At 52.8% G+C, this 22,238-nt stretch carries 27 protein-coding genes; 11 read left to right on the top strand and 16 right to left on the bottom strand.

Annotation, left to right across the window (positions count from 1 at the left end):
* Positions 1-242 precede the first annotated feature (242 nt).
* Together aac(3)-IId and QMN93_RS23895 are read left to right on the top strand one after the other, a co-directional pair.
* Entirely contained in the window at positions 243-1,103 is an 861-nt protein-coding gene (aac(3)-IId, locus tag QMN93_RS23900) for an aminoglycoside N-acetyltransferase AAC(3)-IId (protein WP_000557454.1), read from the top strand.
* A gap of 12 nt (positions 1,104-1,115) precedes the next feature.
* Positions 1,116-1,658, top strand: a complete 543-nt coding sequence (locus QMN93_RS23895; protein ID WP_000587837.1) for an AAA family ATPase — start codon at positions 1,116-1,118, stop codon at positions 1,656-1,658.
* 481 nt (positions 1,659-2,139) lie between these two features.
* Here QMN93_RS23895 and QMN93_RS23890 read toward each other — a convergent pair whose 3' ends face one another.
* Complete coding sequence (locus QMN93_RS23890; protein ID WP_000951934.1) at positions 2,140-2,331, bottom strand: hypothetical protein; 192 nt, start codon at positions 2,329-2,331, stop codon at positions 2,140-2,142.
* A 23-nt stretch (positions 2,332-2,354) separates the two neighbouring features.
* Here QMN93_RS23890 and QMN93_RS23885 point away from each other — a divergent pair, with 23 nt between their 5' ends.
* The 5 genes from QMN93_RS23885 (at position 2,355) to QMN93_RS23865 (ending at position 8,075) form a co-directional block, all read left to right on the top strand.
* Entirely contained in the window at positions 2,355-2,582 is a 228-nt protein-coding gene (locus QMN93_RS23885; protein WP_000248278.1) for a hypothetical protein, read from the top strand.
* Positions 2,583-2,632: 50 nt separating this feature from the next.
* A complete protein-coding gene (locus QMN93_RS23880) occupies positions 2,633-3,769 on the top strand; it encodes a DUF3883 domain-containing protein (protein ID WP_000080861.1) in 1,137 nt (378 codons plus the stop codon).
* A 114-nt stretch (positions 3,770-3,883) separates the two neighbouring features.
* The gene (locus tag QMN93_RS23875; RefSeq protein WP_000971921.1) at positions 3,884-5,254 is read left to right on the top strand and encodes an IS1182-like element ISCfr1 family transposase; all 1,371 of its coding nucleotides are present in this window, start codon (positions 3,884-3,886) and stop codon (positions 5,252-5,254) included.
* Between the two features lie 820 nt (positions 5,255-6,074).
* Complete coding sequence (locus QMN93_RS23870; RefSeq protein WP_000027057.1) at positions 6,075-6,935, top strand: broad-spectrum class A beta-lactamase TEM-1; 861 nt, start codon at positions 6,075-6,077, stop codon at positions 6,933-6,935.
* 258 nt (positions 6,936-7,193) lie between these two features.
* Entirely contained in the window at positions 7,194-8,075 is an 882-nt protein-coding gene (locus tag QMN93_RS23865) for a carbapenem-hydrolyzing class A beta-lactamase KPC-2 (protein WP_004199234.1), read from the top strand.
* A gap of 249 nt (positions 8,076-8,324) precedes the next feature.
* Here the strand turns inward: QMN93_RS23865 and QMN93_RS23860 are convergent, their stop codons facing one another.
* From QMN93_RS23860 to QMN93_RS23790, 14 genes are all read right to left on the bottom strand, one after another.
* A complete protein-coding gene (locus tag QMN93_RS23860) occupies positions 8,325-9,644 on the bottom strand; it encodes an IS1182-like element ISKpn6 family transposase (protein WP_004152397.1) in 1,320 nt (439 codons plus the stop codon).
* 455 nt (positions 9,645-10,099) lie between these two features.
* Positions 10,100-11,095 (bottom strand): ATPase, T2SS/T4P/T4SS family, encoded by a 996-nt coding sequence (locus QMN93_RS23850; RefSeq protein WP_012561144.1) that lies wholly within the window; start codon positions 11,093-11,095, stop codon positions 10,100-10,102.
* Positions 11,096-11,136: 41 nt separating this feature from the next.
* A complete protein-coding gene (virB10, locus tag QMN93_RS23845; RefSeq protein WP_000101710.1) occupies positions 11,137-12,297 on the bottom strand; it encodes a type IV secretion system protein VirB10 in 1,161 nt (386 codons plus the stop codon).
* Positions 12,297-13,181: a TrbG/VirB9 family P-type conjugative transfer protein gene (locus tag QMN93_RS23840; RefSeq protein WP_000735066.1), complete on the bottom strand. Its 885-nt coding sequence runs from the start codon at positions 13,179-13,181 to the stop codon at positions 12,297-12,299. The genes virB10 and QMN93_RS23840 overlap by 1 nt, the downstream gene beginning before the upstream one ends.
* Before the next feature lie 10 nt (positions 13,182-13,191).
* A complete protein-coding gene (locus QMN93_RS23835) occupies positions 13,192-13,890 on the bottom strand; it encodes a virB8 family protein (RefSeq protein ID WP_000646594.1) in 699 nt (232 codons plus the stop codon).
* Positions 13,880-14,008, bottom strand: coding sequence for a conjugal transfer protein TraN (locus tag QMN93_RS23830; protein WP_071882546.1), 129 nt, complete (start codon positions 14,006-14,008; stop codon positions 13,880-13,882). The genes QMN93_RS23835 and QMN93_RS23830 overlap by 11 nt, the downstream gene beginning before the upstream one ends.
* Positions 14,009-14,108: 100 nt before the next feature.
* Positions 14,109-15,149 (bottom strand): type IV secretion system protein, encoded by a 1,041-nt coding sequence (locus QMN93_RS23825; RefSeq protein ID WP_001749958.1) that lies wholly within the window; start codon positions 15,147-15,149, stop codon positions 14,109-14,111.
* A 15-nt stretch (positions 15,150-15,164) separates the two neighbouring features.
* On the bottom strand, positions 15,165-15,392 hold the full coding sequence (eexN, locus tag QMN93_RS23820) for an IncN-type entry exclusion lipoprotein EexN (RefSeq protein WP_001749959.1): 228 nt from the start codon (positions 15,390-15,392) through the stop codon (positions 15,165-15,167).
* Positions 15,393-15,399: 7 nt separating this feature from the next.
* Positions 15,400-16,113, bottom strand: a complete 714-nt coding sequence (locus QMN93_RS23815; protein ID WP_001749960.1) for a type IV secretion system protein — start codon at positions 16,111-16,113, stop codon at positions 15,400-15,402.
* A 17-nt stretch (positions 16,114-16,130) separates the two neighbouring features.
* Complete coding sequence (locus QMN93_RS23810) at positions 16,131-18,731, bottom strand: VirB4 family type IV secretion/conjugal transfer ATPase (RefSeq protein WP_012561149.1); 2,601 nt, start codon at positions 18,729-18,731, stop codon at positions 16,131-16,133.
* The gene (locus QMN93_RS23805) at positions 18,731-19,048 is read right to left on the bottom strand and encodes a VirB3 family type IV secretion system protein (RefSeq protein WP_000496058.1); all 318 of its coding nucleotides are present in this window, start codon (positions 19,046-19,048) and stop codon (positions 18,731-18,733) included. Before QMN93_RS23805 ends, QMN93_RS23810 begins: the two co-directional genes overlap by 1 nt.
* Positions 19,049-19,098: 50 nt before the next feature.
* On the bottom strand, positions 19,099-19,392 hold the full coding sequence (locus QMN93_RS23800; RefSeq protein ID WP_001749962.1) for a hypothetical protein: 294 nt from the start codon (positions 19,390-19,392) through the stop codon (positions 19,099-19,101).
* A 9-nt stretch (positions 19,393-19,401) separates the two neighbouring features.
* Entirely contained in the window at positions 19,402-19,683 is a 282-nt protein-coding gene (korA, locus tag QMN93_RS23795) for a transcriptional repressor KorA (protein WP_016338364.1), read from the bottom strand.
* A gap of 8 nt (positions 19,684-19,691) precedes the next feature.
* Positions 19,692-20,429 carry a lytic transglycosylase domain-containing protein gene (locus QMN93_RS23790; protein WP_013279384.1) on the bottom strand — a complete coding sequence of 246 codons (738 nt, stop codon included), beginning with the start codon at positions 20,427-20,429 and terminating at the stop codon, positions 19,692-19,694.
* Positions 20,430-20,465: 36 nt separating this feature from the next.
* Here QMN93_RS23790 and QMN93_RS23785 point away from each other — a divergent pair, with 36 nt between their 5' ends.
* The 4 genes from QMN93_RS23785 to QMN93_RS23770 are packed head-to-tail and all read left to right on the top strand — an operon-like array spanning position 20,466 to position 21,861.
* Positions 20,466-20,843 (top strand): H-NS family nucleoid-associated regulatory protein, encoded by a 378-nt coding sequence (locus tag QMN93_RS23785; protein ID WP_193567606.1) that lies wholly within the window; start codon positions 20,466-20,468, stop codon positions 20,841-20,843.
* Between the two features lie 15 nt (positions 20,844-20,858).
* Complete coding sequence (locus QMN93_RS23780) at positions 20,859-21,203, top strand: hypothetical protein (RefSeq protein ID WP_012561155.1); 345 nt, start codon at positions 20,859-20,861, stop codon at positions 21,201-21,203.
* Positions 21,200-21,514, top strand: a complete 315-nt coding sequence (locus QMN93_RS23775; protein WP_016338363.1) for a TrbM/KikA/MpfK family conjugal transfer protein — start codon at positions 21,200-21,202, stop codon at positions 21,512-21,514. The genes QMN93_RS23780 and QMN93_RS23775 overlap by 4 nt, the downstream gene beginning before the upstream one ends.
* A 35-nt stretch (positions 21,515-21,549) precedes the next feature.
* Positions 21,550-21,861 (top strand): hypothetical protein, encoded by a 312-nt coding sequence (locus tag QMN93_RS23770; protein ID WP_013279382.1) that lies wholly within the window; start codon positions 21,550-21,552, stop codon positions 21,859-21,861.
* Positions 21,862-22,000: 139 nt separating this feature from the next.
* Here QMN93_RS23770 and QMN93_RS23765 read toward each other — a convergent pair.
* Positions 22,001-22,238, bottom strand: a 238-nt coding sequence (locus tag QMN93_RS23765; protein WP_207890555.1) for a hypothetical protein, incomplete at its 5' end; no start/stop codon positions are given.

The following is a 22,238-nucleotide window of genomic DNA, read 5'->3' as shown; positions in this document are numbered from 1 at the left end:
ATGGGTTCATGTGCAGCTCCATCAGCAAAAGGGGATGATAAGTTTATCACCACCGACTATTTGCAACAGTGCCGTTTACTCATATATACTTTAGATTGATTTAAAACTTCATTTTTAATTTAAAAGGATCTAGGTGAAGATCCTTTTTGATAATCTCATGACCAAAATCCCTTAACGTGAGTTTTCGTTCCACTGAGCGTCAGACCCCGTATAGTGTTTTGCAGTTTAGAGGAGATATCGCGATGCATACGCGGAAGGCAATAACGGAGGCGCTTCAAAAACTCGGAGTCCAAACCGGTGACCTCTTGATGGTGCATGCCTCACTTAAAGCGATTGGTCCGGTCGAAGGAGGAGCGGAGACGGTCGTTGCCGCGTTACGCTCCGCGGTTGGGCCGACTGGCACTGTGATGGGATACGCGTCGTGGGACCGATCACCCTACGAGGAGACTCTGAATGGCGCTCGGCTGGATGACGAAGCCCGCCGTACCTGGCTGCCGTTCGATCCCGCAACAGCCGGGACTTACCGTGGGTTCGGCCTGCTGAATCAATTTCTGGTTCAAGCCCCCGGCGCGCGGCGCAGCGCGCACCCCGATGCATCGATGGTCGCGGTTGGTCCGCTGGCTGAAACGCTGACGGAGCCTCACGAACTCGGTCACGCCTTGGGGGAAGGATCGCCCGTCGAGCGGTTCGTTCGCCTTGGCGGGAAGGCCCTGCTGTTGGGTGCGCCGCTAAACTCCGTTACCGCATTGCACTACGCCGAGGCGGTTGCCGATATCCCCAACAAACGGTGGGTGACGTATGAGATGCCGATGCTTGGAAGAGACGGTGAAGTCGCCTGGAAAACGGCATCGGATTACGATTCAAACGGCATTCTCGATTGCTTTGCTATCGAAGGAAAGCCGGATGCGGTTGAAACTATAGCAAATGCTTACGTGAAGCTCGGTCGCCATCGAGAAGGTGTCGTGGGCTTTGCTCAGTGCTACCTGTTCGACGCGCAGGACATCGTGACGTTCGGCGTCACCTATCTTGAGAAGCATTTCGGAACCACTCCGATCGTGCCTCCGCACGAGGCCGTCGAGCGCTCTTGCGAGCCTTCAGGTTAGAGGCCGTCGACAATGATAATCTGGATCAACGGACCTTTCGGCGCCGGAAAGACGACGCTCGCTAAGCGGCTGCGCGATCGGCGTTCCAAATCGCTGATCTTTGACCCCGAGGAAATCGGGTTCGTGGTGAAAGAAACGGTCCCCATGCCAGCGAGCGGAGACTATCAGGATCTCCCCTTGTGGAGGGGACTTACGATCGCGGCGGTCAGGGAGATTCGAAGGAATTACTCGCAGGACATCATCATCCCAATGACGCTCGTGCACCCGGACTATCTGACTGAGATACTCGACGGGGTAAGGCGGATCGACGATCAGCTGCTGCACATCTTTCTGACGCTCAACGAGGACCTATTGCGTCACCGGATCGCGAACCAGACCATGCATCCTGACCCGAATCGAAATGCGGAGATTCGAGAGTGGCGATTAGCGAATGTCGCCCGATGCTTGGCCGCAAGGGAACGGCTTCCATGCACAACCCGTGTTCTCGATAGTGGTGCACACACCAGCGATGAACTCGCAGCGATGGTGCTCGACGGAATCGATGGGCGCACCTGATCGCCTTCGACGCCTGCGCAAAGCGTAGCGCGAGGGTGGCGGGCTCACGACCAAACGCCCAGAGGTCGATCATCGCAGGGATGTTTGGCTTTGTGGTGCGGACGACGGGACTCGAACCCGTACTCTCACAGAGAAGCAGATTTTCGTACCACCTCGACTTTCGCCGCCGTCTGATGACGTTCGTGGTCTGGACTGTCCCTTCGCCATTGCCCGAAGGCTTTAGGCGCCGCCCGTCCAGTCTCTACACCTTCCCCCGAAGGGGCTTGGCTCGGGATTGGCTTAGGGTATTGCCCGTTAGCGTTCCCCGACTTTGAGCGGTTCTACTCCGCGGATTTCCCCGCGGGCACTCCAATTTTAAAGTCTGCTGCGTCTACCGATTTCGCCACGTCCGCCTTTTTTCGCCGTTCCTAGCGCTCGTGCGATGCACCTATGTTGCACCTAGCGCCGAATCGTTCTTCGTCATCCTGAAAAACCACGTCTCCTAAAGCCTTGCATAGCTTATCTTTTCTCCACCACGAACTTTTTTGTGGGATGGTAGAAAAAAAGACTTTTTAAGTCCGCTGGCTTGCCAGGCCTTGTTAGCTTGTACGGTCATGGTTATCGGGTAAAGAATATTGACGGCATCGCTGGTGTCGGTGGCTGAAAAGCCGGCTCCCATCAGGGCAATAGCCATTTCAGATGCAGGCGTACAGGGCAATGGTCAACAGCTACAGCCTGTCTGACGATTCCGGCGTCATGGCTGCGGCGGCTATCACGCATTTTTTGTTCGGTCAGGCGGTGTTTTCGTACCTCAATGGTTGGAGCGTGTTGATCGGACCTGGTACAGGTTTGGACAGCACGGGCTGCAAATACGCAAGGGATTTAATGGGCCTGGTGGCGTTCACGGCTTTTATCGTGACGTTTCTGTTCAGGGGCTACTCATAATCTCGTGGCTCGGCGGTTCCCGGCACACCATGACAGTAAGGAAGGACCCTGTGTCTCAACTCTCCCAGCTTCGAAGCCCCGCCGCCGTGCAGGCTGCCATCGATGAGTTCGTGCAACTGGGCCGCACGAAATTCCTGGCGCGCCACGGCTACGGCAAGTCCCGCGACTTCCTGGTACGTGATCCGAAGACCGGCACCGATTGCGATTCCAAGGCCATCGCCGGTGTGGCCTTCGGCAAGCAATTTCCCGAGCAGGGCCCGCTCACTGCTGACAGCTTCTCCGGTGGCGAGACGACCGTCGTTCCGGCGCTGACGCGGCTCGGGTTTCGCATCATTCGCATCGGCGAAGACTGGTCCGAAGAAGAGGTCCTGGCCACGGTCGAAGACTATTTCGACATGCTGCGTGCCGAGGCGGCTGGGGAGCCGTACCACAAGTCCGAGCACAACCAGGCACTGCGCCAACTGCTGAACGGTCGCAGCAAGTCTTCAGTCGAGCTCAAGCACCAGAACATTAGCGCCGTACTCGATGCCCTGGGCCTGCCCTATATCAACGGCTACAAGCCACGCGGCAACAGCCAACTGCTGCTGCGTAAATCCGTACACGCCTACGTTCTGGAACATCAGCAGACGGTCGGCGCTCTTGTCGATGCCCTGGAGGAGGTAAAACTTCCGGGTGACAAAACCTACCGAGCGGCTTTGGTAGAACCACCCGCCCGTGAAGTGCTTGTGCGTACCCCGGCATCTCTACGGCAACGCCTACCGCGAAAGTTCGATTATGCCGCTCGCGATGAAGCCAACCGCAAGCTGGGCCGGGCAGGGGAGCAGTGGGTGATTGGCTACGAACAGCAACGCCTGACCGAGCTCGGCCACCCAGAGCTTTTTCAGCGGCTGGATTGGGTGTCCGACACCCAGGGAGACGGTGCGGGGTTCGACATCCTGTCGTTCGAAGAGGACGCCCATGAGCGCTTCATCGAGGTGAAAACCACCAATGGCGGGGTAGGCTCGTCTTTCTTGGTCAGCCACAACGAACTCGAATTCTCCAAGGAGGCGGGCGATCAATTCCATCTGTATCGCGTGTTCCAGTTTCGGGACGGTCCGCGCCTGTTCACGCTACCCGGCGACCTCAGCCAACATGTGCATCTCAAGCCGACGGACTACCGGGCGAGTTTCCGGAGTTTGGTGGGGTAAAGGCAGGGTTCTGTTGAGCCGAATGGCTGTGTGCGGCCGATTCTGTTGAAAAAGTAGCGGCCTCCCCATGCCGTTGGCAAAATTGCTTTGTCAGCGAGCGTGGGGGCGAACAGCATGATGGGACAGTTACCGGGAGGACAGCAGCGCCTGTTCTACTCGTTCAATCTGGAAGATCACGTCCCGGCCCAACATCTCCTGCGCAGCATCGACCAGTGCTTGGATCTCAGTGATCTACGTGCCTACCTGGCAGATTTCTATAGCCCCATCGGGCGTCCCTCGATTGACCCGGAGTTGATGGTGCGCATGCTGGTCGTCGGCTACTGCTATGGCATTCGTTCCGAGCGGCGATTGTGCGAAGAGGTGCACCTGAACCTGGCCTATCGCTGGTTCTGCCGGTTGGGTCTGGAAGACGAAGTCCCCAATCACTCGACCTTCTCGAAGAATCGCCATGGGCGTTTTCGTGACAGCGATCTATTCCGCTGGTTATTCAATGAGGTGCTGCGGCGCTGCATGGCAGCCGGCCTAGTCAAGGGTGAAGGTTTCGCCGTCGACGCCAGCATCATTAAGGCGGATGCCAGCCGGCAACGTGGGGTGGCGGGAGATGAGGTCGATTGGAACGATCCAAAGCTCAGCAGCCGCGCAGTGCGCGAGTACCTCGAAGCCCTTGATGAAGAGGCGCTGGCTGAGGCTCTTCCCAAGAAAATTTCGCTCACTGATCCTCAGTCCCGTTGGACAGCAGCGCCAGGTGGCCCGGCCTTTTTTGCCTACTCCACGAATTACCTGATCGACACTGAGCACGGTGTGATCATGGACGTGGAAGCTACCCCGGCGCACCGTACCGCCGAAGTCGATTCGACTAGGACGATGGTCGAGCGTGTCGAGGCGCAGTTCGATCTCACACCGGAACGCCTTATCGGCGATACCGCTTATGGCACCGCCCCGATGCTGGCCTGGATGGTCGAAGAAAAGGACATCGAACCGCATGTGCCGGTGTGGGACAAGACCGAGCGCAAGGACGACAGCCTCTCCAGTAACGACTTTCACTGGAGTCAGGACGCCAATGAATATCGCTGCCCAGCCGGCAAACCGCTACGCAGTGAATGGCGCGCCTTCACCCAGCAAAGGTCGCGGGTAACTAAGGCCAAAACCGTCATTTACCGCTCCAGCCAAACCGACTGCGCCACCTGCCCGTTGAAAGCGAAATGCTGCCCCAACACGCCGAATCGGAAGATCGTCCGCAGCATCCATGAGGCTGCCCGCGACGTGGCTCGACGCATCGCCAAGACACCGGAGTACCTCGTCTCTCGCTGCGAACGAAAGAAGGTGGAGATGCTTTTCGCCCACCTCAAACGGATCATGAAACTCGACCGTTTACGACTGCGTGGCCTAACGGGTGCCACTGACGAATTCACCTTGGCTGCGATGGTGCAGAACCTGCGCCGCATGGCCAAGCTTTTGCCTCAAGGGCCACCGCTGACGGGATAGGTATGCCTGCTACGAGCAGAAACCCTCAAATTAACCCTTAAACCTGAGCAAGGACGCTCAGTGAAACGCCGGAAGGCAACTTGAAGTGGCTTGCAGCCACTTCGACAGCAGGCACACCTGATCGGCAGGCTGCCGCTAAAGCTACTTTTTCAACAGAATCGGCCGATTTGTGCCGGTCGTCAAGGACCGCTTCGGATCACTCTCAACCGGATCGCGGGCCAGCTGATTTGCTAAAACCCGCGCCAAACTCAACGAAGGATTTCGCATGATCCGTTTTTTTTGGCGATCACGCTCGGCCTGATGGTTGGCTGCTCGTCGAGTTCAAGTTCGATCTGATCAGTGAGCGGTAGCGCAAGTGGATCGCCTCAGCCAAGCAGCGTTGTTGCCGGCGGCCGGAAGAAAGCCTTGAACTAGTAGCGGAAAGGATGAAACTTTATTTTTACGATTCTCAGCATTTTCCAAGGTTGAGCGAAAATTAGGATGATACTTTAATGATTCCGGCCTCCATCCCCACAAAACGCTTGCAGATGGCAGAATTGAAATAAGTCATTGTTTTAAATGGATTTTTGCAGGAATTGCTACGTTGCAGGGTCCTGTAGTTAGGATGACACTTTATTTTCCTCCCACAGGCCTCGTGATACGCCTATTTTTATAGGTTAATGTCATGATAATAATGGTTTCTTAGACGTCAGGTGGCACTTTTCGGGGAAATGTGCGCGGAACCCCTATTTGTTTATTTTTCTAAATACATTCAAATATGTATCCGCTCATGAGACAATAACCCTGGTAAATGCTTCAATAATATTGAAAAAGGAAGAGTATGAGTATTCAACATTTTCGTGTCGCCCTTATTCCCTTTTTTGCGGCATTTTGCCTTCCTGTTTTTGCTCACCCAGAAACGCTGGTGAAAGTAAAAGATGCTGAAGATCAGTTGGGTGCACGAGTGGGTTACATCGAACTGGATCTCAACAGCGGTAAGATCCTTGAGAGTTTTCGCCCCGAAGAACGTTTTCCAATGATGAGCACTTTTAAAGTTCTGCTATGTGGTGCGGTATTATCCCGTGTTGACGCCGGGCAAGAGCAACTCGGTCGCCGCATACACTATTCTCAGAATGACTTGGTTGAGTACTCACCAGTCACAGAAAAGCATCTTACGGATGGCATGACAGTAAGAGAATTATGCAGTGCTGCCATAACCATGAGTGATAACACTGCTGCCAACTTACTTCTGACAACGATCGGAGGACCGAAGGAGCTAACCGCTTTTTTGCACAACATGGGGGATCATGTAACTCGCCTTGATCGTTGGGAACCGGAGCTGAATGAAGCCATACCAAACGACGAGCGTGACACCACGATGCCTGCAGCAATGGCAACAACGTTGCGCAAACTATTAACTGGCGAACTACTTACTCTAGCTTCCCGGCAACAATTAATAGACTGGATGGAGGCGGATAAAGTTGCAGGACCACTTCTGCGCTCGGCCCTTCCGGCTGGCTGGTTTATTGCTGATAAATCTGGAGCCGGTGAGCGTGGGTCTCGCGGTATCATTGCAGCACTGGGGCCAGATGGTAAGCCCTCCCGTATCGTAGTTATCTACACGACGGGGAGTCAGGCAACTATGGATGAACGAAATAGACAGATCGCTGAGATAGGTGCCTCACTGATTAAGCATTGGTAACTGTCAGACCAAGTTTACTCATATATACTTTAGATTGATTTAAAACTTCATTTTTAATTTAAAAGGATCTAGGTGAAGATCCTTTTTGATAATCTCATGACCAAAATCCCTTAACGTGAGTTTTCGTTCCACTGAGCGTCAGACCCCGTGTTGACACCGGCGTACCCTCGGTGCTATCTTCGCGCCCCAATAGTCGGGGCTTGGCCAGGACTTCCTGAGGCCGTCCGTAACTCCACCTTCAAACAAGGAATATCGTTGATGTCACTGTATCGCCGTCTAGTTCTGCTGTCTTGTCTCTCATGGCCGCTGGCTGGCTTTTCTGCCACCGCGCTGACCAACCTCGTCGCGGAACCATTCGCTAAACTCGAACAGGACTTTGGCGGCTCCATCGGTGTGTACGCGATGGATACCGGCTCAGGCGCAACTGTAAGTTACCGCGCTGAGGAGCGCTTCCCACTGTGCAGCTCATTCAAGGGCTTTCTTGCTGCCGCTGTGCTGGCTCGCAGCCAGCAGCAGGCCGGCTTGCTGGACACACCCATCCGTTACGGCAAAAATGCGCTGGTTCCGTGGTCACCCATCTCGGAAAAATATCTGACAACAGGCATGACGGTGGCGGAGCTGTCCGCGGCCGCCGTGCAATACAGTGATAACGCCGCCGCCAATTTGTTGCTGAAGGAGTTGGGCGGCCCGGCCGGGCTGACGGCCTTCATGCGCTCTATCGGCGATACCACGTTCCGTCTGGACCGCTGGGAGCTGGAGCTGAACTCCGCCATCCCAGGCGATGCGCGCGATACCTCATCGCCGCGCGCCGTGACGGAAAGCTTACAAAAACTGACACTGGGCTCTGCACTGGCTGCGCCGCAGCGGCAGCAGTTTGTTGATTGGCTAAAGGGAAACACGACCGGCAACCACCGCATCCGCGCGGCGGTGCCGGCAGACTGGGCAGTCGGAGACAAAACCGGAACCTGCGGAGTGTATGGCACGGCAAATGACTATGCCGTCGTCTGGCCCACTGGGCGCGCACCTATTGTGTTGGCCGTCTACACCCGGGCGCCTAACAAGGATGACAAGCACAGCGAGGCCGTCATCGCCGCTGCGGCTAGACTCGCGCTCGAGGGATTGGGCGTCAACGGGCAGTAAGGCTCTGAAAATCATCTATTGGCCCACCACCGCCGCCCTTGCGGGCGGCATGGATTACCAACCACTGTCACATTTAGGCTAGGAGTCTGCGCGGCAGAGCCGTGTGACCGGTTTTCTGTAGAGCACTGACGATGGCGGCGGCGCTCTCTGCAATTGGCAAGGCGTCGGCGCCAAGGATACCAATCTTGCGGCGCGCGGCGTGTTATGACGACTGGGGTGCATTTGAGCCGCCCCATTTAACCTTCGCCCTCACAGATACGCCATTCGCCTCAGATTTAGCGCCATGCAGACGAGCTTCCACTCGGCTTGCACCTTGTCCAGGCCCCTCATGCTGAACTGACGCAATCCCATCACCGCCTTGATCCAACCATTCGGAGCCTCCACGATCGACTTGCGCCGGCGGTAAGCTGCATCGCCTTGCTCCGTTTTCAATTTCGCCGCAATCGCCGCCGTATGCGGATGGGTCTTGGCATTGACCTTGGCATCTTCACGTCCCTCGCGGCCGAGGGCAACGATGACATCGCCGTGGTGATCGGCGACCTTTGCCAGAACAGCCTCACTACGGAATCCCGCATCCGCCAGCGTCTGGGCCGGCATTTCTCCGGTGTTGGCCTGAACTGCTGCCAGCATGCCCAGCAGCGCCTGACTGTCCGCGGCGCAGTTGGTCAACTCCGCCGCCACGATGATCTGGTGCTCGGCATCGACCGCTGTGTACCCGTTGTAGCTCTGCTCGGAGCCACCACCGGCGTGTTTCATGATCCGGCTGTCCGGATCGGTGAAGCTTTCCTGATCACGGTCATCCGGCACACCAAACTCGCGTTTGTACGAGCCACCGCCCTTGTCCGAGCCATCCGGATGGCGAGGCCGGCGGCCATCGTCTTCGCTGCGCCCCCGGGCCTGGTCCGCTTCACGCTGGCGCGCTTCCAGGCGCGCCTTTGCCGCCTGGATCGCCTCCAGGCGCTTCTCGCGGCGAGAAATCTCGGCAGGAATGTCCAGCTCCGGCTCGTTACGCTCCTGGTCGTCGGTAGCCTTGGCGCGATCAAGCAGCGCCTTGATCTCGCAATGCAATTCGTCCTCGGCCGGCTTCATGCGCTTATAGCTCATCGCCTTGTGGCGGCTGGCGTTGGCTTTTACCTTGGTGCCGTCGACCGCGATCGTGCCAAGCTTCACCAGCCCACATTCGCGCGCCAGTTGCACCACCTGAACGAACAAATTCTCAAGCTCGGTCAGGTGTAGGGCACGGAAGTCACTCAGCGTGCGGTGGGCCGGGAAGTTTCCAGCGGCCAGCACACGCAACGCGACATCCTCGTACAGCTTCCTGGCTAGTTTGCGCGAAGAGAAGACGCCGCTCGCGTAACCATAGATCAGCACTTTGACCATCATCGCCGGATGAAACGGCTGATTGCCCGGACCACCGCCGGCATACCGGGCGTGGAATGCGCTCAAGTCCAGCGTATCGACAGTCTCGCTGATGAAGTAGGCAAGATGCCCTTCAGGTAGCCACTCTCCCAGAGAAGGGGGCAGCAGATAGGATTGGTCGGGTCGGTAAGGAAGGTAACTGGCAGCCATCCCCGTATCGTCCTCGATCTTCCGCCGATTTGGCTTCTGCCGCGCAGGCTCCTAGGCCACCGTAGCTAAACATACGAGAAAAACCGCTTCTTGAGCGCTCTCTGAGACCACCTTGCCGACAACGCAGAAACGGTTGCGGAAAAATCGGCGTTTCCGGCGTACGCCACCCGACCTGGACGAACTATTGCGGACCTGGAACTGGAGTAGCGGAATTCCCCGGGGTTTCAGCGTCGCGCCACAGCGCCTCAGATAGATGCGGTAGCCTTTGGCGGGTCGTCATGCCGCGGACCACCCCCCCAAAAAATTCCACAATGCGGAATGGCGGAATTTTCTGGGGTTCCCGCTTACCCCCCCTTCAGGCGAGTAGCCAACCTGAACGGATGGTTCCACCGCAAAGGCGGGCAGGGCGGCTGTCGTAAATGCTGCGGCCAGAAGCCAGGTTGCTAAGTTTTTCATTACAGGCTCCCGTTCACACACTGCATTTTATATTCAGGGTCAAAATAAATTTCTTTGATTTTCCGCTTTTCCATATGCACCACAACGTCAATGGTGGAGTAGAGCATTCGCATAATATCGCTCATATCGAGCATACGGCCGATAGGGGTCGCCTTGATAAGCAGCCCAATACGGTTAAAGGCATCGCGCGCAGAGTTAGCGTGCGTTGACATAACACCGCCTGGATGGCCGGTATTAAGTGCTTTAAGATAATCCCACGCAGCATCATCCCTAAGCTCAGTCATGATGATACGGCCCGGTGTCAGACGCATACAGGCTCGCAGGGCATCAGTGGCGCTGACGCGGCCGATCTTTCCTGCATCGCCGTACATCATATAAACGGCTTCTACAACGTGATCGACCGTGACTTCGTGAACGTCCTCTAAAATAATTACACGCTCGTCTTTATGTAGCGATTTTAACAGCGCGCGCGTGAGTACCGTTTTCCCCGACCCGGTTTCACCGCAGATCACGATAGTGCGTTTCTTCTCAACGGCGGTTTGCAGGAATGCGGGCCATTTTTCGCTGCTGTGCAGCTCTTTAAGGAAAAAATCATCATCCGTTAGGCTTTGCTTGCTGCCGGTAATCTTCCGGCAGTCACTGAAAATCCCCTCGCGGGTCAGCTGCTCCAGATTTTTATCGGCCGCCAAATCCTTACGAAACGCTACGGCCGTTGTACCGTCAATCACCGCAGGGGGCAGACAGATAACGCCCCTGATCCCGCCAGGCAGGATCACGTCATTAATGGCCTGCATGGTCAGCTTGTTGCTGCTCACCAACGATTTAGCAAGGTTCCTAATAAAATCTGCCGTAATTGCCGCGTTCTGCACAACCCTGCGGCCGCTGAACGTATCACAGATAACTTCCTGAAAGCAGTTAATGCGAATTTCAAAAACAGTAGGATCTTCTAAATACTCGCGCAGTGGGCCAAGTTGATAGAAAGCTGCATCAGTCATGATTACTCCTGAAGAAAAGCGGGCGCTAAGCGCCCACTTTTTTAGTTGTCTGCGAGCGTATAAACGCCGCTGAAATCGAGGTCGCGGGCAACAAAAATGCTCACCGCATCACCCTGCTGATCGTAGAGGGTAGGGGGGATAGACATGTAAGAGCGGAGTGCTTCAGACGCCAGCTGCTCACCGCTGTTTTCTGTGCTGTTGTACTGAATGTTATTACTCTGCGTCTGGTTAACCAGCGCCGTTAAGGTGTCAGAGAACAACGAAATCATGATCGCACCACGCAGACGCTCCCACATATGGGTATCCACCTGGCCCGGAATCCCCGCGCTGCCGAGTGAGTTCGTTCCGGCACTGTCAATATTAACGATTGTCCCGTCCTGGTCATTGCGGATACGCTCCCAGAGAACAAACACGCGCGCCTGGCCGTCTTTGATACCACCGGTAATCTGCCCGTCAACCCATGAGCCTTTATCAATCAGCCTAACGAGTCCATCAGCTGAGTAAACGTCCTGTGAAACCCGGCAGGAAACCTGACCCGGAACAGTGGTATCCAGCTCGGTGCCGGTACCACAGGGGATCATTTTGCCTTTCGGAACAGTCAGGCTGGGATTAGCCATGACTCCAGCGCGGCTAGCCTTCAGCCTTGCAGGAGTCAGGTTTTTAGCGAGTGCTGAACTACCTTCGCTTGTTTCGTTGTCCTGGGGCTGCACTCCGGGACTATTGCTTGTAGCCGCCTGATTAGTCTGGGCCAGCTCGCCGCCCAGACGACGCTGCATAGCCAGTTCTTCAGGCGAAGGTTCTTTACGCTTATTAGAGGTACGCGCGGCGGTATTGCTGCTGCCCGCATCTGCATCTGCCTGTGCGGCAGCCTGCACAGCACGGGCATCAGTGGCGCTATTCTGCGCAGTTGCAGGTTTATTAACATCAGGATCGCTGTTAAAGCTGTAGTTTGGCAGTGTATTGGCCTGTTGCGCTTTACCACCGTCTTTATCAGCTTCAGCTTTAGCCGGGGTGCGAATTTTACCCATGACCGTAATCCCGATGAATACCAAAGCAAGCAGCGCCATCAGTATGACAAAGGCTTTCATACCAGGAGCCGAACGGCGGTTACTGCCTTTAAATCCGCCACGCTCGCTTTCGAATTCACCGTCTCCGGTGTTTTCATCGAGTTCCTGATCTACATCGACACTTTTACGGGCCATCAGTTATCCTCCCCAATTTGAACCCTGCGCACATCCGGGGAAGCCGTACCGGTTGCTACCGCACCGGCGCCCGGCGCGAAATTATTATTACGAACGCCAACGACTTTATCGCCCAGACGAATACGCCACTCTTTAGCGACGGTTTCCACCTCGATGATGTTGCGGTTCTCACCCACAACATGAGAGTTAGGCAGCGTTTCTTTGCCACTGGCCGAAATCATGTAGACCTGCGGTAACTCCGCATTGGCCGGAAACTCAAACCGGGTAAAGCGGTAGTTATCCCAGACGTGAACCGGCTGGATGCTGCGCATTTCAGGCTGTTCGCTCATTACGTACTGATAGTTCTTCGCCCCCGCAAAAGCCGTCTGCTTCAGCTTCTGCGTAATGCGTTTTTTATCAGCCGCGCTTTTGGCTTTTTCCTGCTGCTCAAACGGATATTCATAGGTCAGCTGAAGAACGGCCTGGCGCACAGCCCACGGCGTTTCAATAAAGGATTTTGATACCGTACCGTCTGCATTTTTCTTCGTTTCTTCACCGATGAAATGGAGGACGATGTTATAGGTGCGCTTATCGGTGACGATCACCAGGTTGGTATCACTCATGGCCTGTTTCGGCTTCACAAAAAAATGGTTCATTTTGTGCGCAAACGTCCAGCTTTCAGAATCGCCAAAAGCATGAGTGATATAGGTTTCGTCAGGCGCGACAACAATGTGGGTAGCCACACCGGCGATAGCGTCAATTTTGACCACATTAACAGGGTTATAAACAACGCTTTTAATGCGATAGTCATAAGGAGAATTGCGGCCAACCTCAAGCGCCATAACGTTAGTGGCCGCGCCTCCCAGGACTGACAAAACGACTGCTGAAAGAAGTAGTTTTTTCATGGGGCAGCCCTCAGTTAACTTCAGGGTTGACGCGATAACTCGTCACGCGGAAACCCAGCGGGTTGACATAACGCTGCTCAGCATTCATCGCCAGCGATTTATATTCATACCCCATAATGGCAATCCAGCGCTGCGGCTGATCATCAACGGGATTGCTGCGCACGCGGCGAACCGTAGTAAAGCGTATCGTTGCTACGCCGTGCGGTTTATCGAGGATCACAGAGTTAATCTTCACGCGGGTCGTTTCACTGTCGCCCAGAACCTTATCAAGACCGTTGCGGCCCTTGAACTTGCTCTGGTAAGACTCTGCCACGTTCGGCGTGGACATTAAGCCAACGGCCGTATAGTCGACCTGAACTGAATAGAAGTCATAGCTCTCACGGTGAATGACATATTGTGTCAGCCAGAACTTATCAATTTCGTCACCATAAGAGGTCTGGTCGCGGGTCAGCTTGACCTGCTGTACTTCGTGAGTGGCCTCGTTGAGCGTTAGCAGATGTGCGGGGATTGGCTGGCTGTACTTATGCACCACGTAACCAACTAAAGAGAGTGCAAAAACAGTTACCACCGCTGAACCGGTGGCAACCATCCAGGCGGTACGCCGGGACTTCAGCACTTCATCCATCAGATCAACTTCAAGCCCTTTACGGCTTTCGTTGAACTCTTTAATGGCTTCACGTGTAAGCCCTGTTTTTTTATTAGCTTTCATTTGCACCACCTTGCGTATCAACCGGGATTGTTTTGTTTACTGGAACGGTGTTGCTCCAGTCCGGCTCCGGTGGCGGTTTATGCCCGCTGGAACAGGCGCTAATCAGAAGAACTCCCATAAGCAATAAGCTGCGCATTACGGCATCCATTATCGGTTGTTGAACGTACTAATTATAATAAGTCGTCGAAATTGCAATTTCAACGACTTTTGTTTTAATTTTATGCAGCCTTCTTCCCGCGACTGCCCCTTGCCTTACCACTTAAATTAGAACCACTGCTTCCTCCGCTGTTGCTGCCACTTCCTCCACCTGCCGATTGCTGGCCGCCGCCACTGTTACCGCCTCTGAACGCATTACCGCCAAACATGCCGTGGCTGCCCATATTGCCAAGCGCCTGCATGGAAGAACCCGTAGAGCGTGCGGCGTCAGCAACTCCGGCGCTGATACCGCTACCCCAGCTGGCGGCAATTTGCGGAATCTGGAACAGAACGAAAACGGAAATGACCGTCAGTAATAAGGCGGAGATAGAACCAGTGATTGATGAGTAAGCGGCATCAGAGTTCATCGAGGACAGGAGGTTGTCGAACATCTGCATGATGAAACCAAACACGAGCGCAAGAATGACGACGACAAGGCCATAGTTAATGACCGACGCCAGCCAGCGAGCAAAGATGTTTTTTGTCGCTCCCCACAGCAGGCAGAAGATTGCAATCGGGCCAAAACAAAGCGTAACGGCCAGAAGGATCTTAGCCATGATCACAAAGCCCGCACCGAGGCCGCCCAGCACAACGGTAGCAATCATCATAATGCCGCCAATGGCATACGCGGCCAGGCCGCTCGATGAAAACACGTCTGCGGCTTCCCATGCGGTGTTGACGATCTTGATACCTTTTTCAATACCGCTATCAATAATCGCCGGTACGCCACTTGCACCGACTTTATTAGGGGCAGACAGTATCCCGGCAAAATCATCCGGCAGGTGAAGCGCCACGTTGACCAGTTCCTGTTGATACCAGCCGCCCGCCGTTGCAAAGCTCAGGATAAGGGCTATGGAAAGATACTCTTTAATCAGCGAACTCAGGCTGTCGCCCGCCCCCGGATTAAACGCTGAGTACATCCCCTGAACCATCAGCTTGATTGTCAGACAGGTGGCAATCAGAGGCGTTACATCAGAGATAATGGTGGCAACATTGGCGCTCACCATTGACGTAATCGCCCCGTCTACTTTTGCGAAAATGTCTGCGACTAGGGTGAATGCCATATTGCCTCCTTACTCCTAAATTTTCGGTGAATTGATTTCGCCGTCTTTTTTGCCGAACACAAACAGCTGACGATCGGCTTCGCGCGCGTTTTTGCAATCAGGTTTCTGAAGTTCATCCGCGTCTTTCTTGCATTCCTGAATTGTTGCCTTGCGCTCTTTCTCATGTTTTTTGTACCACTCCACGTCATGCGAGGCATCGCAGGCCACTAGGAGGAAAGGGATAACAAGCAGTAGTTTTTTCATAATTACCTCAGTTAATTGAAGGTGACGCGGTAACGTCCCCGCCGGTTCCAAAAACAAAATTGTGGGTGGCACGTTCTTTCTGCGCACGTAATAGCTTGTCCTGTGACTGCTGCAACATGTTCATCAGATTCAGCTTCGCCTGCTCACCCTGAATAGCACCCTGTGACGTCTGGATACGGGCCTGTAAGTCAGCAATCGATTTCAGGTCTGGAGTCGTTTTAATCTGCTCCGTCAGCTCCTGCATATCGGTTAGTTCCTGCATCTGGTTGTTGTAGGCTTTTTCTGCCATAACACGGTCATAAGCGCCTTTTTCAGCCAGCTTTTTGTTCATGTAGGTAATTGCTTCGCTGGGCGTCATGTCGTCAACTTCCGCATTAAACTGGCCCATCATGCTGTTAACTGAAGGCGTGACGGAAGAACTGGAGTTCATGGCGTCGCTGTAGATCTCCTTCCAGTTGTCCGGCAAATTATTTGCCAGCGTGCTGGTAGACGTCCCCAGCAGATCGCCCAGGTTGGTTGTCTTTGCCATCGACTCATACATATTTTTCTGCGTTTGCAGCTGGCTTTTAAGCTGCTCCAGCTGCTGCGCCATTTGCTGAAGCTGCTCGACCTGTTTAGCCAGCTCAGTAGGGTTGGTCACGATGATGCCTGCGGAAGCGCTTTGCGCGCCTCCCAGTATCAGGCCGGTGGTCAGCAATACTGCCGTCAGTGTTTTTTTCATGGTGTTTTGCCTCGTTGTTAAGCCGTCAGGCGCCAGTATTCTTTGAGCCATACTTCAGGGTCATTACCGAGCCGTTCAACCAGCTCATGCGCAATTTCGGCGTTTTGTGGTTCACCGGACAACACGCTAAGAACGTTGTCCATTGTCTTAATATCTGCATCAATATCGTCGCTGTTGCGAGGGTAGAGATTGAAAGAAGCAATCGCAGACTGTTGCCCTTGTTTAACCAGGAACTGTCTGGAGTGTTCGGTAATCGACATCAGCGCGTCGTATTCAGCATCAGTAAGGAAGGCATAATCCTCTCGGATAGCTTCCGGATCGCGCAGGCAGATTTTTGTGACGGTCTGCGACATGATCGTGCGGCCAATACGGCTGGACAGCGCATCGTTCGGCTCCTGCGTGGCAAACACATAGATAGCGTCTTTCTTACGGTCAGTTTTGATACCACGCTTAACTTCACGCTCGATAACCGGATCGTCAAGGTAGGCGTGGAACTCGTCAAAGCACTGAATGACGCGGCGTTTGCCGTCGATGGAGTCACGTACCCGGTACAGAAGGTACATCATGAGCGGAGTACGGGCCGGGCTGGATACTTCCTCTTTGGCTGCGATAAACTCGGATAAATCGAAGCCAAAAATATCATTCGCGCTGAGATCCAGGCTGTCTTTATCATTGTCAAACAGCCAGCCATACTGGCCTTCGCGCGTCCATTCGCGCAGCAGCCCTTTCAGTGATACGCCATTTTCCACAACTTCATTCACGTACCCGTCCAGGATAGTAACGGTGCGCGCCTCGCGTGGAATAAGTGAGCCTTCCCCCATAACCGCATCAACGCCTTCAGCCAGTTCGGTAGCCATCGTTGCGCTGATAGGCCCGTTATTGGTGGTTTCCACACAAATGCGGAACAGGTTTTTAATGAGGGCAATATTGCGTTTGGTCGGTTCAATCTGAAGCGGGGCAAACCCGGACGGCATACCCTGTTGCAGAACTTTATAGTAGCCACCAACGCTTCGAATGAACGGCTCCATACCGCGGTCACGGTCATAAACAAAAAGCCGCGGGTTGTACTTCATTGACTGCGCCAGCAGGAAGTTAAGCAGCGTGGTTTTACCTTCCCCCGACATACCCGTTATTAACGCATGGCCCAGCGGGCGTTTACCGTAGGAAAGTTCTTCAAGCGGGGTCACATGGAAATTAAAATAGAGTGGCGTACCGCTGATCGTGCGGAACATGGTCAGCGCTGGCCCCCACGGGTTATTGTCAGGCTTGCCACGCATAAAATTGTGGAACGGGCTGAAGTGCAGGAAGTTCCATGAGTTTATCGGAACCGGGCGCGGCGCCCATTTCTGGTTGCCAGGCAGTCTCGCATAATATGCAGCCTCAGAGGCCAGGCTGAGAGTCCCGCCAACCACGCCACAGCCGGTTAGCATAACCTTCACACGACGCGCTTTGCGCTGTACCGCGTTTTGGTCATTATCCCAGACATGCACGGTTCCATGATGGTAGCCCATCACGAACTCTCTGGACGTCAGCATATCGAGCGCGGTACCAAGCTGTGCCAGCTGGCTTTGCGCACGGTCGCGCGTTTCCTGCAAAGATTTTTCCTGATGCGTCAGAAACGTTTTAGCTGAAGATTCAGAGAGGCAAGAAAAACTCTGCGTCAGAAGGTATTCAAAATCGGCTTCTTTAAGCATGTTAAGCTGGCCTGGCTCTGTATCTTCTTCGTATTCACGAAATTCAATGCCGGTGGTATAGAAGTTGTGATCTACCGTTCTGATCTGGACAACATCCCCCCACAGTGAGCTAACAGGGCGGTTGTCCATGATGTACTCACGGATACGATCACGGCAAACAGGCACGATGGCCCATTCCATATTTGCGAGGAAATAAAGGAACTCCAGCGCTTTTGAATAAGCGTGAGCCTGCGAAGGTTCAGGCTCGTTGCGTTCGATAACAATGGCTTCGTCAAAAATGTCTGATTCATCGACTTCAGCAAGTTCTTCACGTTCTTTTTTATCAGGCGCAGGAATTTCAACACCGCGTTTGTCACGATAATAGATACCCAACTGCTGAATGCCATACGGCTTCATTGCTTCCAGGATTTGTTCAGAAATATCTTCCAGACCTTCAAGCGCCTCATTCTGCATTCGCTGAATTTCGTCACGAGTCGGCTTTTCAAATTTCGCCAGAAACTTCTGTGTTTTATCCCCTACCTGTTTGTAAATAACGGTCAGATAAAGGTCATTAATCAGCTGCTTGGAATCACCGTGCAGCTTACGGTTATATTGATCAACATAAGCAGGGAAAAAATGGTCATACTCACCATCCGGGTACTCTTTAGCCTCATGGTGATATTCATGCGTCCACAGCTCTACATGGTCTGTTCCGAAGCTCTTGACCAGCGTATTAAGGTCTTTATGCCAGGTGACCAGTTCCCGATCTGATGCGCAGTCATGTGTGCGGCCATCCAGCTTGAAAAAAGCCATCAGATCGCCGTTTTCCATCGAAATCACGTAATCATTGAGGTGATAAGAATAGGGCAAATACTTTTTATTTACTGATGGCTCCTTACGGTAGGCATCAATTTTTTTTGGCTTCGTAGCGGTGGCAGCTCTCATTATTTTAAACCCTTACGTTTGTAGTCAACAGAGGAATAAGACGATCCTCCCCACTGCTTAAACGGAGAATCAAACCAATTACTGAATTTGGTTTTCAACCACAGGCCCATAATTCGAAACATGCGGTCGTCATATTTTGTTAATGCAGCTGAAGGAATCCACAAAAAGACGAACACCAGGATCGCCCACATATGAATAATCATAAAAAGCGAGGCAGAAATCATGAATATCATCATAGCTACATTACGTGGTACACCCAGCGCGCGAGGTAAGCGAGTCGCACCTTTGAAAAGCGGTCTTTTCCCGTCAACGAACATCTTTGTAGTCCTCACTTTGGGGGACAAAAGTCCCCCCCTTTTCGCGTTGTTCAGCTTCCTACGCCCGTCAGGGAAACCAGAAATGATGCAGAACCAATACCAATCAGCGAGATTACGATACGAGGAATAAAGCTGGCTGGGATTACGTGAAGCATCCACATAAAGCAACTAACCATGATCGCAATAGCACAACCAATTGGAATCCATGTGCTCAACCACGTCTGGATTGATGTAGCGGTTGATTCACCAGTATCGGTGCCAGCGGCCAGCGCAATTTGCGGCAGGGCAATGGACAAAACGCCCATAACTACCGCAGGGCCATACTTCTTAAACAACGTGGTCATACTTTCTCCTTACTCACTATCTTCTGTTGATTGCAGATTTAACCGGCATTCTTCAACGCCACACTTATCTTTCAAAAACTCTGCCAGTAGCCTTAAATCAGCCCAGGTTCGTAGTTCATGCTCTTTGTTAACCCGAATGGAACATGCGATCTGGCCCAACTGTTCATCGTCTATCTGAAAAACGGGATACCACGTCTTTAATGAAACCCGTTTTATCGTTACCTCCTTCACTTTTCCTGTTTCAAATAGCTCCAGGATCTGTGATTGCAATACAAGGTACAAACGTTCCATCCATAACCTCACTCCCCCTTCGCTGTTTCCTGTTTGGTTAAAAAGGCATCCGTATTATTTCGGCTGAAGGCATCGCCATCACCCGAACCAAAAACATCTTGTTCACCGTCATACTGCGTGGCCGTACTTTTTGCCTGCTGAGGCTCAGTCGCGGTGCTGTCCTCACTGGTCTGGCCATCAGGTAGCAGCGTAGGGATTTTCAAATCAGTTGATTGACGCGCCACGTTGATAACTTTCGTGACATACCCGTTAGAAATCCCGTTTATGAGTGAGCCGGTGTTGTAGCAGGAAAGCGCGTGTCTCAGCGCAACCTGCCCGGCTGGATAGGATTTCAGGGCGCTATCATAACAGGCTTTAAGGATGGTCTGGCTCGCCCGCAGGTTGATGCAGGGCTTGAAAATATCGTCAACCGAAAGACCCAGGCCCACTAAATTATTTGAGTTAATTTGTGCAAGGCCCATATCAAAACTTTTATTATCCTTCAGCAGAACTTTCGAAACGCTGACGGCCTCAGCTTCAGTACGTGGTTGCTGTTTTAACTGGGTACTACCACCGTTAATATTGATCCTGTACGGCCCATTTGAGGACTCATGGCCGACGATGTACGCCATTGTTAAGGGTGAAACATCAGGCGCACATCTCTGCGCAAGCCTGGCAACTTCATCTGAGGCAGGCGCAGCACTGGCACGGCCAGCACAAGCAAGGCAGGCCAGAGCGAGAACCAGAAGTTTTGGATGTTTACTCATTTACGTTTCACCGCGTAATTGTAATTTCGACGACTTATGTTTATGATAAGGGCTAATGAGATCGTGTCAAGAAGAAACGAAAAGAAAACCTCTGAAGGAAGGAAGGTAATGCTGGTTCCCCTGAAATCAGAAAAACGCCCCAAAGGTGAACCCATGTATCGTGACCCGGATAACCCTTTTAATACGTGGACTGGTATAGGGAAGCGCCCGGCCTGGCTAACTGCAAAATTGGACGCTGGCATTAGCCTGGAAGCCATGAAAATGCAGGGCGTTGCCAACCCCAGAGAACATAGACAAGTAAAATACCGCGACCCCAGGAACGCAGAAAATACCTGGTCCGGGACTGGCCGCCGACCAACATGGCTCAAAGAGCTGCTTGATAGTGGTTTATCACTTGATGATCTAAAGATATAACCGGAGAGTATAAAAATGGGCGATGTTATTGATTTTGCGGAAAAGCAAAAAGGCAGAAGGAAGAAAAAGGCATTTTCCATTCCGCCCATTTTAAGAAAATTCCGAGTCCATGCTATCAGGTTACTCGCCAGCATCATCAAATCCGGCTCTTATTCAGTTGCTTATATCGTTAAGAAAATTACAGGAAAGTTAATTAAGTTGTTCGCAATGTTAACGATTTTCGTTTTTATTGTCGAATATATCGCAGGCGATATAGGTTACAAATCTATTTATAACTCTGCGTTATTATTAATATTACTTACCGTTATCAACATTCTGGCGGGTGTATATCTGAACAAACTGTTAAGGACAAAACAATGAAGAAACTCTTAATCCCTCTGATAGCAGCTGGTAGTCTGCTTTATCTTCCTGCCAGCCATGCTGAAGATCCCTGCAAAGTTATTATGTGCATGGCGGGCAAGCTCACCGGCGATAGCGGCGGAAGCGAGTGTAACAGTGCTGAAGCTGCTTTCTTCAATATCGTTAAAAAGAACAAGCACGGCTTTTTACCCAACCACACGAGGGATGCCAGGAAGGCTTTTCTTAATGAATGCCCGGATAATGGCGAAGGTGGAAGTAACCAGTCGATGATAAGCCAGATCATAAGTAAATACGGGAAAGTTCGCTTATAGGCGGGCTAGGAATAATCTCAATTTAAGGAGCCAACGTGAAAAAAATTATATTAAGTGCATTAGCCTGTACAGCTCTCTTAACTGGTTGCGTCAGCCAAGATAAAGGTAATGCGATGCAGAGCCAGATGAATAACCAGCAACGCCAGATTAACGAATTATCCGTTCGTTTGCAGTCTGCGGAGTCCCGGCTATCAAAGCAGGAAGAAAAGCTGCGCAACGAACTGCTGCAATCCAGCGGCTATTGCTATCTGAATGGCGCCCGCTACTCGACCGGCACCGTACTTTACGGGCGGATTTGCCAAAATCAGTCAGGCAGCGCTTCGTGGCAGGTTTACAGCCGTCGCTAAACACCAGGGCGGTTTAACCGCCCTTTTCTTTACCCACAGAAAGCACACTATCACCATGTTCCCCTTCCCCACTACAGAAAACCTTATTCTATGGGCTTGCAGCGCCATCGCACTGTTTGCCGTTGTATTCTTCCGGCGTTCAGTACGCAACCGACGACACAAAAGGAAGCAGCAAAGTGCGCGGCGGGTGCTGGAGCGCATAAAGACGTTGCCGGGCTTCCCACAAAAAATTAACTACCTGAGGAAAATTGATCCTTTTGTGTTTGAAGAACTGTTGCTGGAAGGATTTGAAGCGCATGGCGGCTTTGTTGAATAAATCAGATTTCGGGTAAGTCTCCCCCGTAGCGGGTTGTGTTTTCAGGCAATACGCACGCTTT

It is taken from the genome of Enterobacter sp. R-1.6.2, assembly GCF_035064085.1.
GTDB classification, from domain to species: Bacteria; Pseudomonadota; Gammaproteobacteria; order Enterobacterales; family Enterobacteriaceae; genus Enterobacter; species Enterobacter asburiae_B.
This window is presented reverse-complemented; position numbering and strand designations above follow the sequence as displayed.

Coding starts and splice junctions, on each gene's coding strand:
- QMN93_RS23895 (WP_000587837.1), top strand. CDS start 1,116: ATGATAATCTGGATCAACGGACCTTTCGGCGCCGGAAAGACGACGCTC.
- QMN93_RS23890 (WP_000951934.1), bottom strand. CDS start 2,331: ATGGCTATTGCCCTGATGGGAGCCGGCTTTTCAGCCACCGACACCAGC.
- QMN93_RS23885 (WP_000248278.1), top strand. CDS start 2,355: ATGGTCAACAGCTACAGCCTGTCTGACGATTCCGGCGTCATGGCTGCG.
- QMN93_RS23875 (WP_000971921.1), top strand. CDS start 3,884: ATGATGGGACAGTTACCGGGAGGACAGCAGCGCCTGTTCTACTCGTTC.
- QMN93_RS23870 (WP_000027057.1), top strand. CDS start 6,075: ATGAGTATTCAACATTTTCGTGTCGCCCTTATTCCCTTTTTTGCGGCA.
- QMN93_RS23865 (WP_004199234.1), top strand. CDS start 7,194: ATGTCACTGTATCGCCGTCTAGTTCTGCTGTCTTGTCTCTCATGGCCG.
- QMN93_RS23860 (WP_004152397.1), bottom strand. CDS start 9,644: ATGGCTGCCAGTTACCTTCCTTACCGACCCGACCAATCCTATCTGCTG.
- QMN93_RS23850 (WP_012561144.1), bottom strand. CDS start 11,095: ATGACTGATGCAGCTTTCTATCAACTTGGCCCACTGCGCGAGTATTTA.
- virB10 (WP_000101710.1), bottom strand. CDS start 12,297: ATGGCCCGTAAAAGTGTCGATGTAGATCAGGAACTCGATGAAAACACC.
- QMN93_RS23840 (WP_000735066.1), bottom strand. CDS start 13,181: ATGAAAAAACTACTTCTTTCAGCAGTCGTTTTGTCAGTCCTGGGAGGC.
- QMN93_RS23835 (WP_000646594.1), bottom strand. CDS start 13,890: ATGAAAGCTAATAAAAAAACAGGGCTTACACGTGAAGCCATTAAAGAG.
- QMN93_RS23830 (WP_071882546.1), bottom strand. CDS start 14,008: ATGGGAGTTCTTCTGATTAGCGCCTGTTCCAGCGGGCATAAACCGCCA.
- QMN93_RS23825 (WP_001749958.1), bottom strand. CDS start 15,149: ATGGCATTCACCCTAGTCGCAGACATTTTCGCAAAAGTAGACGGGGCG.
- eexN (WP_001749959.1), bottom strand. CDS start 15,392: ATGAAAAAACTACTGCTTGTTATCCCTTTCCTCCTAGTGGCCTGCGAT.
- QMN93_RS23815 (WP_001749960.1), bottom strand. CDS start 16,113: ATGAAAAAAACACTGACGGCAGTATTGCTGACCACCGGCCTGATACTG.
- QMN93_RS23810 (WP_012561149.1), bottom strand. CDS start 18,731: ATGAGAGCTGCCACCGCTACGAAGCCAAAAAAAATTGATGCCTACCGT.
- QMN93_RS23805 (WP_000496058.1), bottom strand. CDS start 19,048: ATGTTCGTTGACGGGAAAAGACCGCTTTTCAAAGGTGCGACTCGCTTA.
- QMN93_RS23800 (WP_001749962.1), bottom strand. CDS start 19,392: ATGACCACGTTGTTTAAGAAGTATGGCCCTGCGGTAGTTATGGGCGTT.
- korA (WP_016338364.1), bottom strand. CDS start 19,683: ATGGAACGTTTGTACCTTGTATTGCAATCACAGATCCTGGAGCTATTT.
- QMN93_RS23790 (WP_013279384.1), bottom strand. CDS start 20,429: ATGAGTAAACATCCAAAACTTCTGGTTCTCGCTCTGGCCTGCCTTGCT.
- QMN93_RS23785 (WP_193567606.1), top strand. CDS start 20,466: ATGTTTATGATAAGGGCTAATGAGATCGTGTCAAGAAGAAACGAAAAG.
- QMN93_RS23780 (WP_012561155.1), top strand. CDS start 20,859: ATGGGCGATGTTATTGATTTTGCGGAAAAGCAAAAAGGCAGAAGGAAG.
- QMN93_RS23775 (WP_016338363.1), top strand. CDS start 21,200: ATGAAGAAACTCTTAATCCCTCTGATAGCAGCTGGTAGTCTGCTTTAT.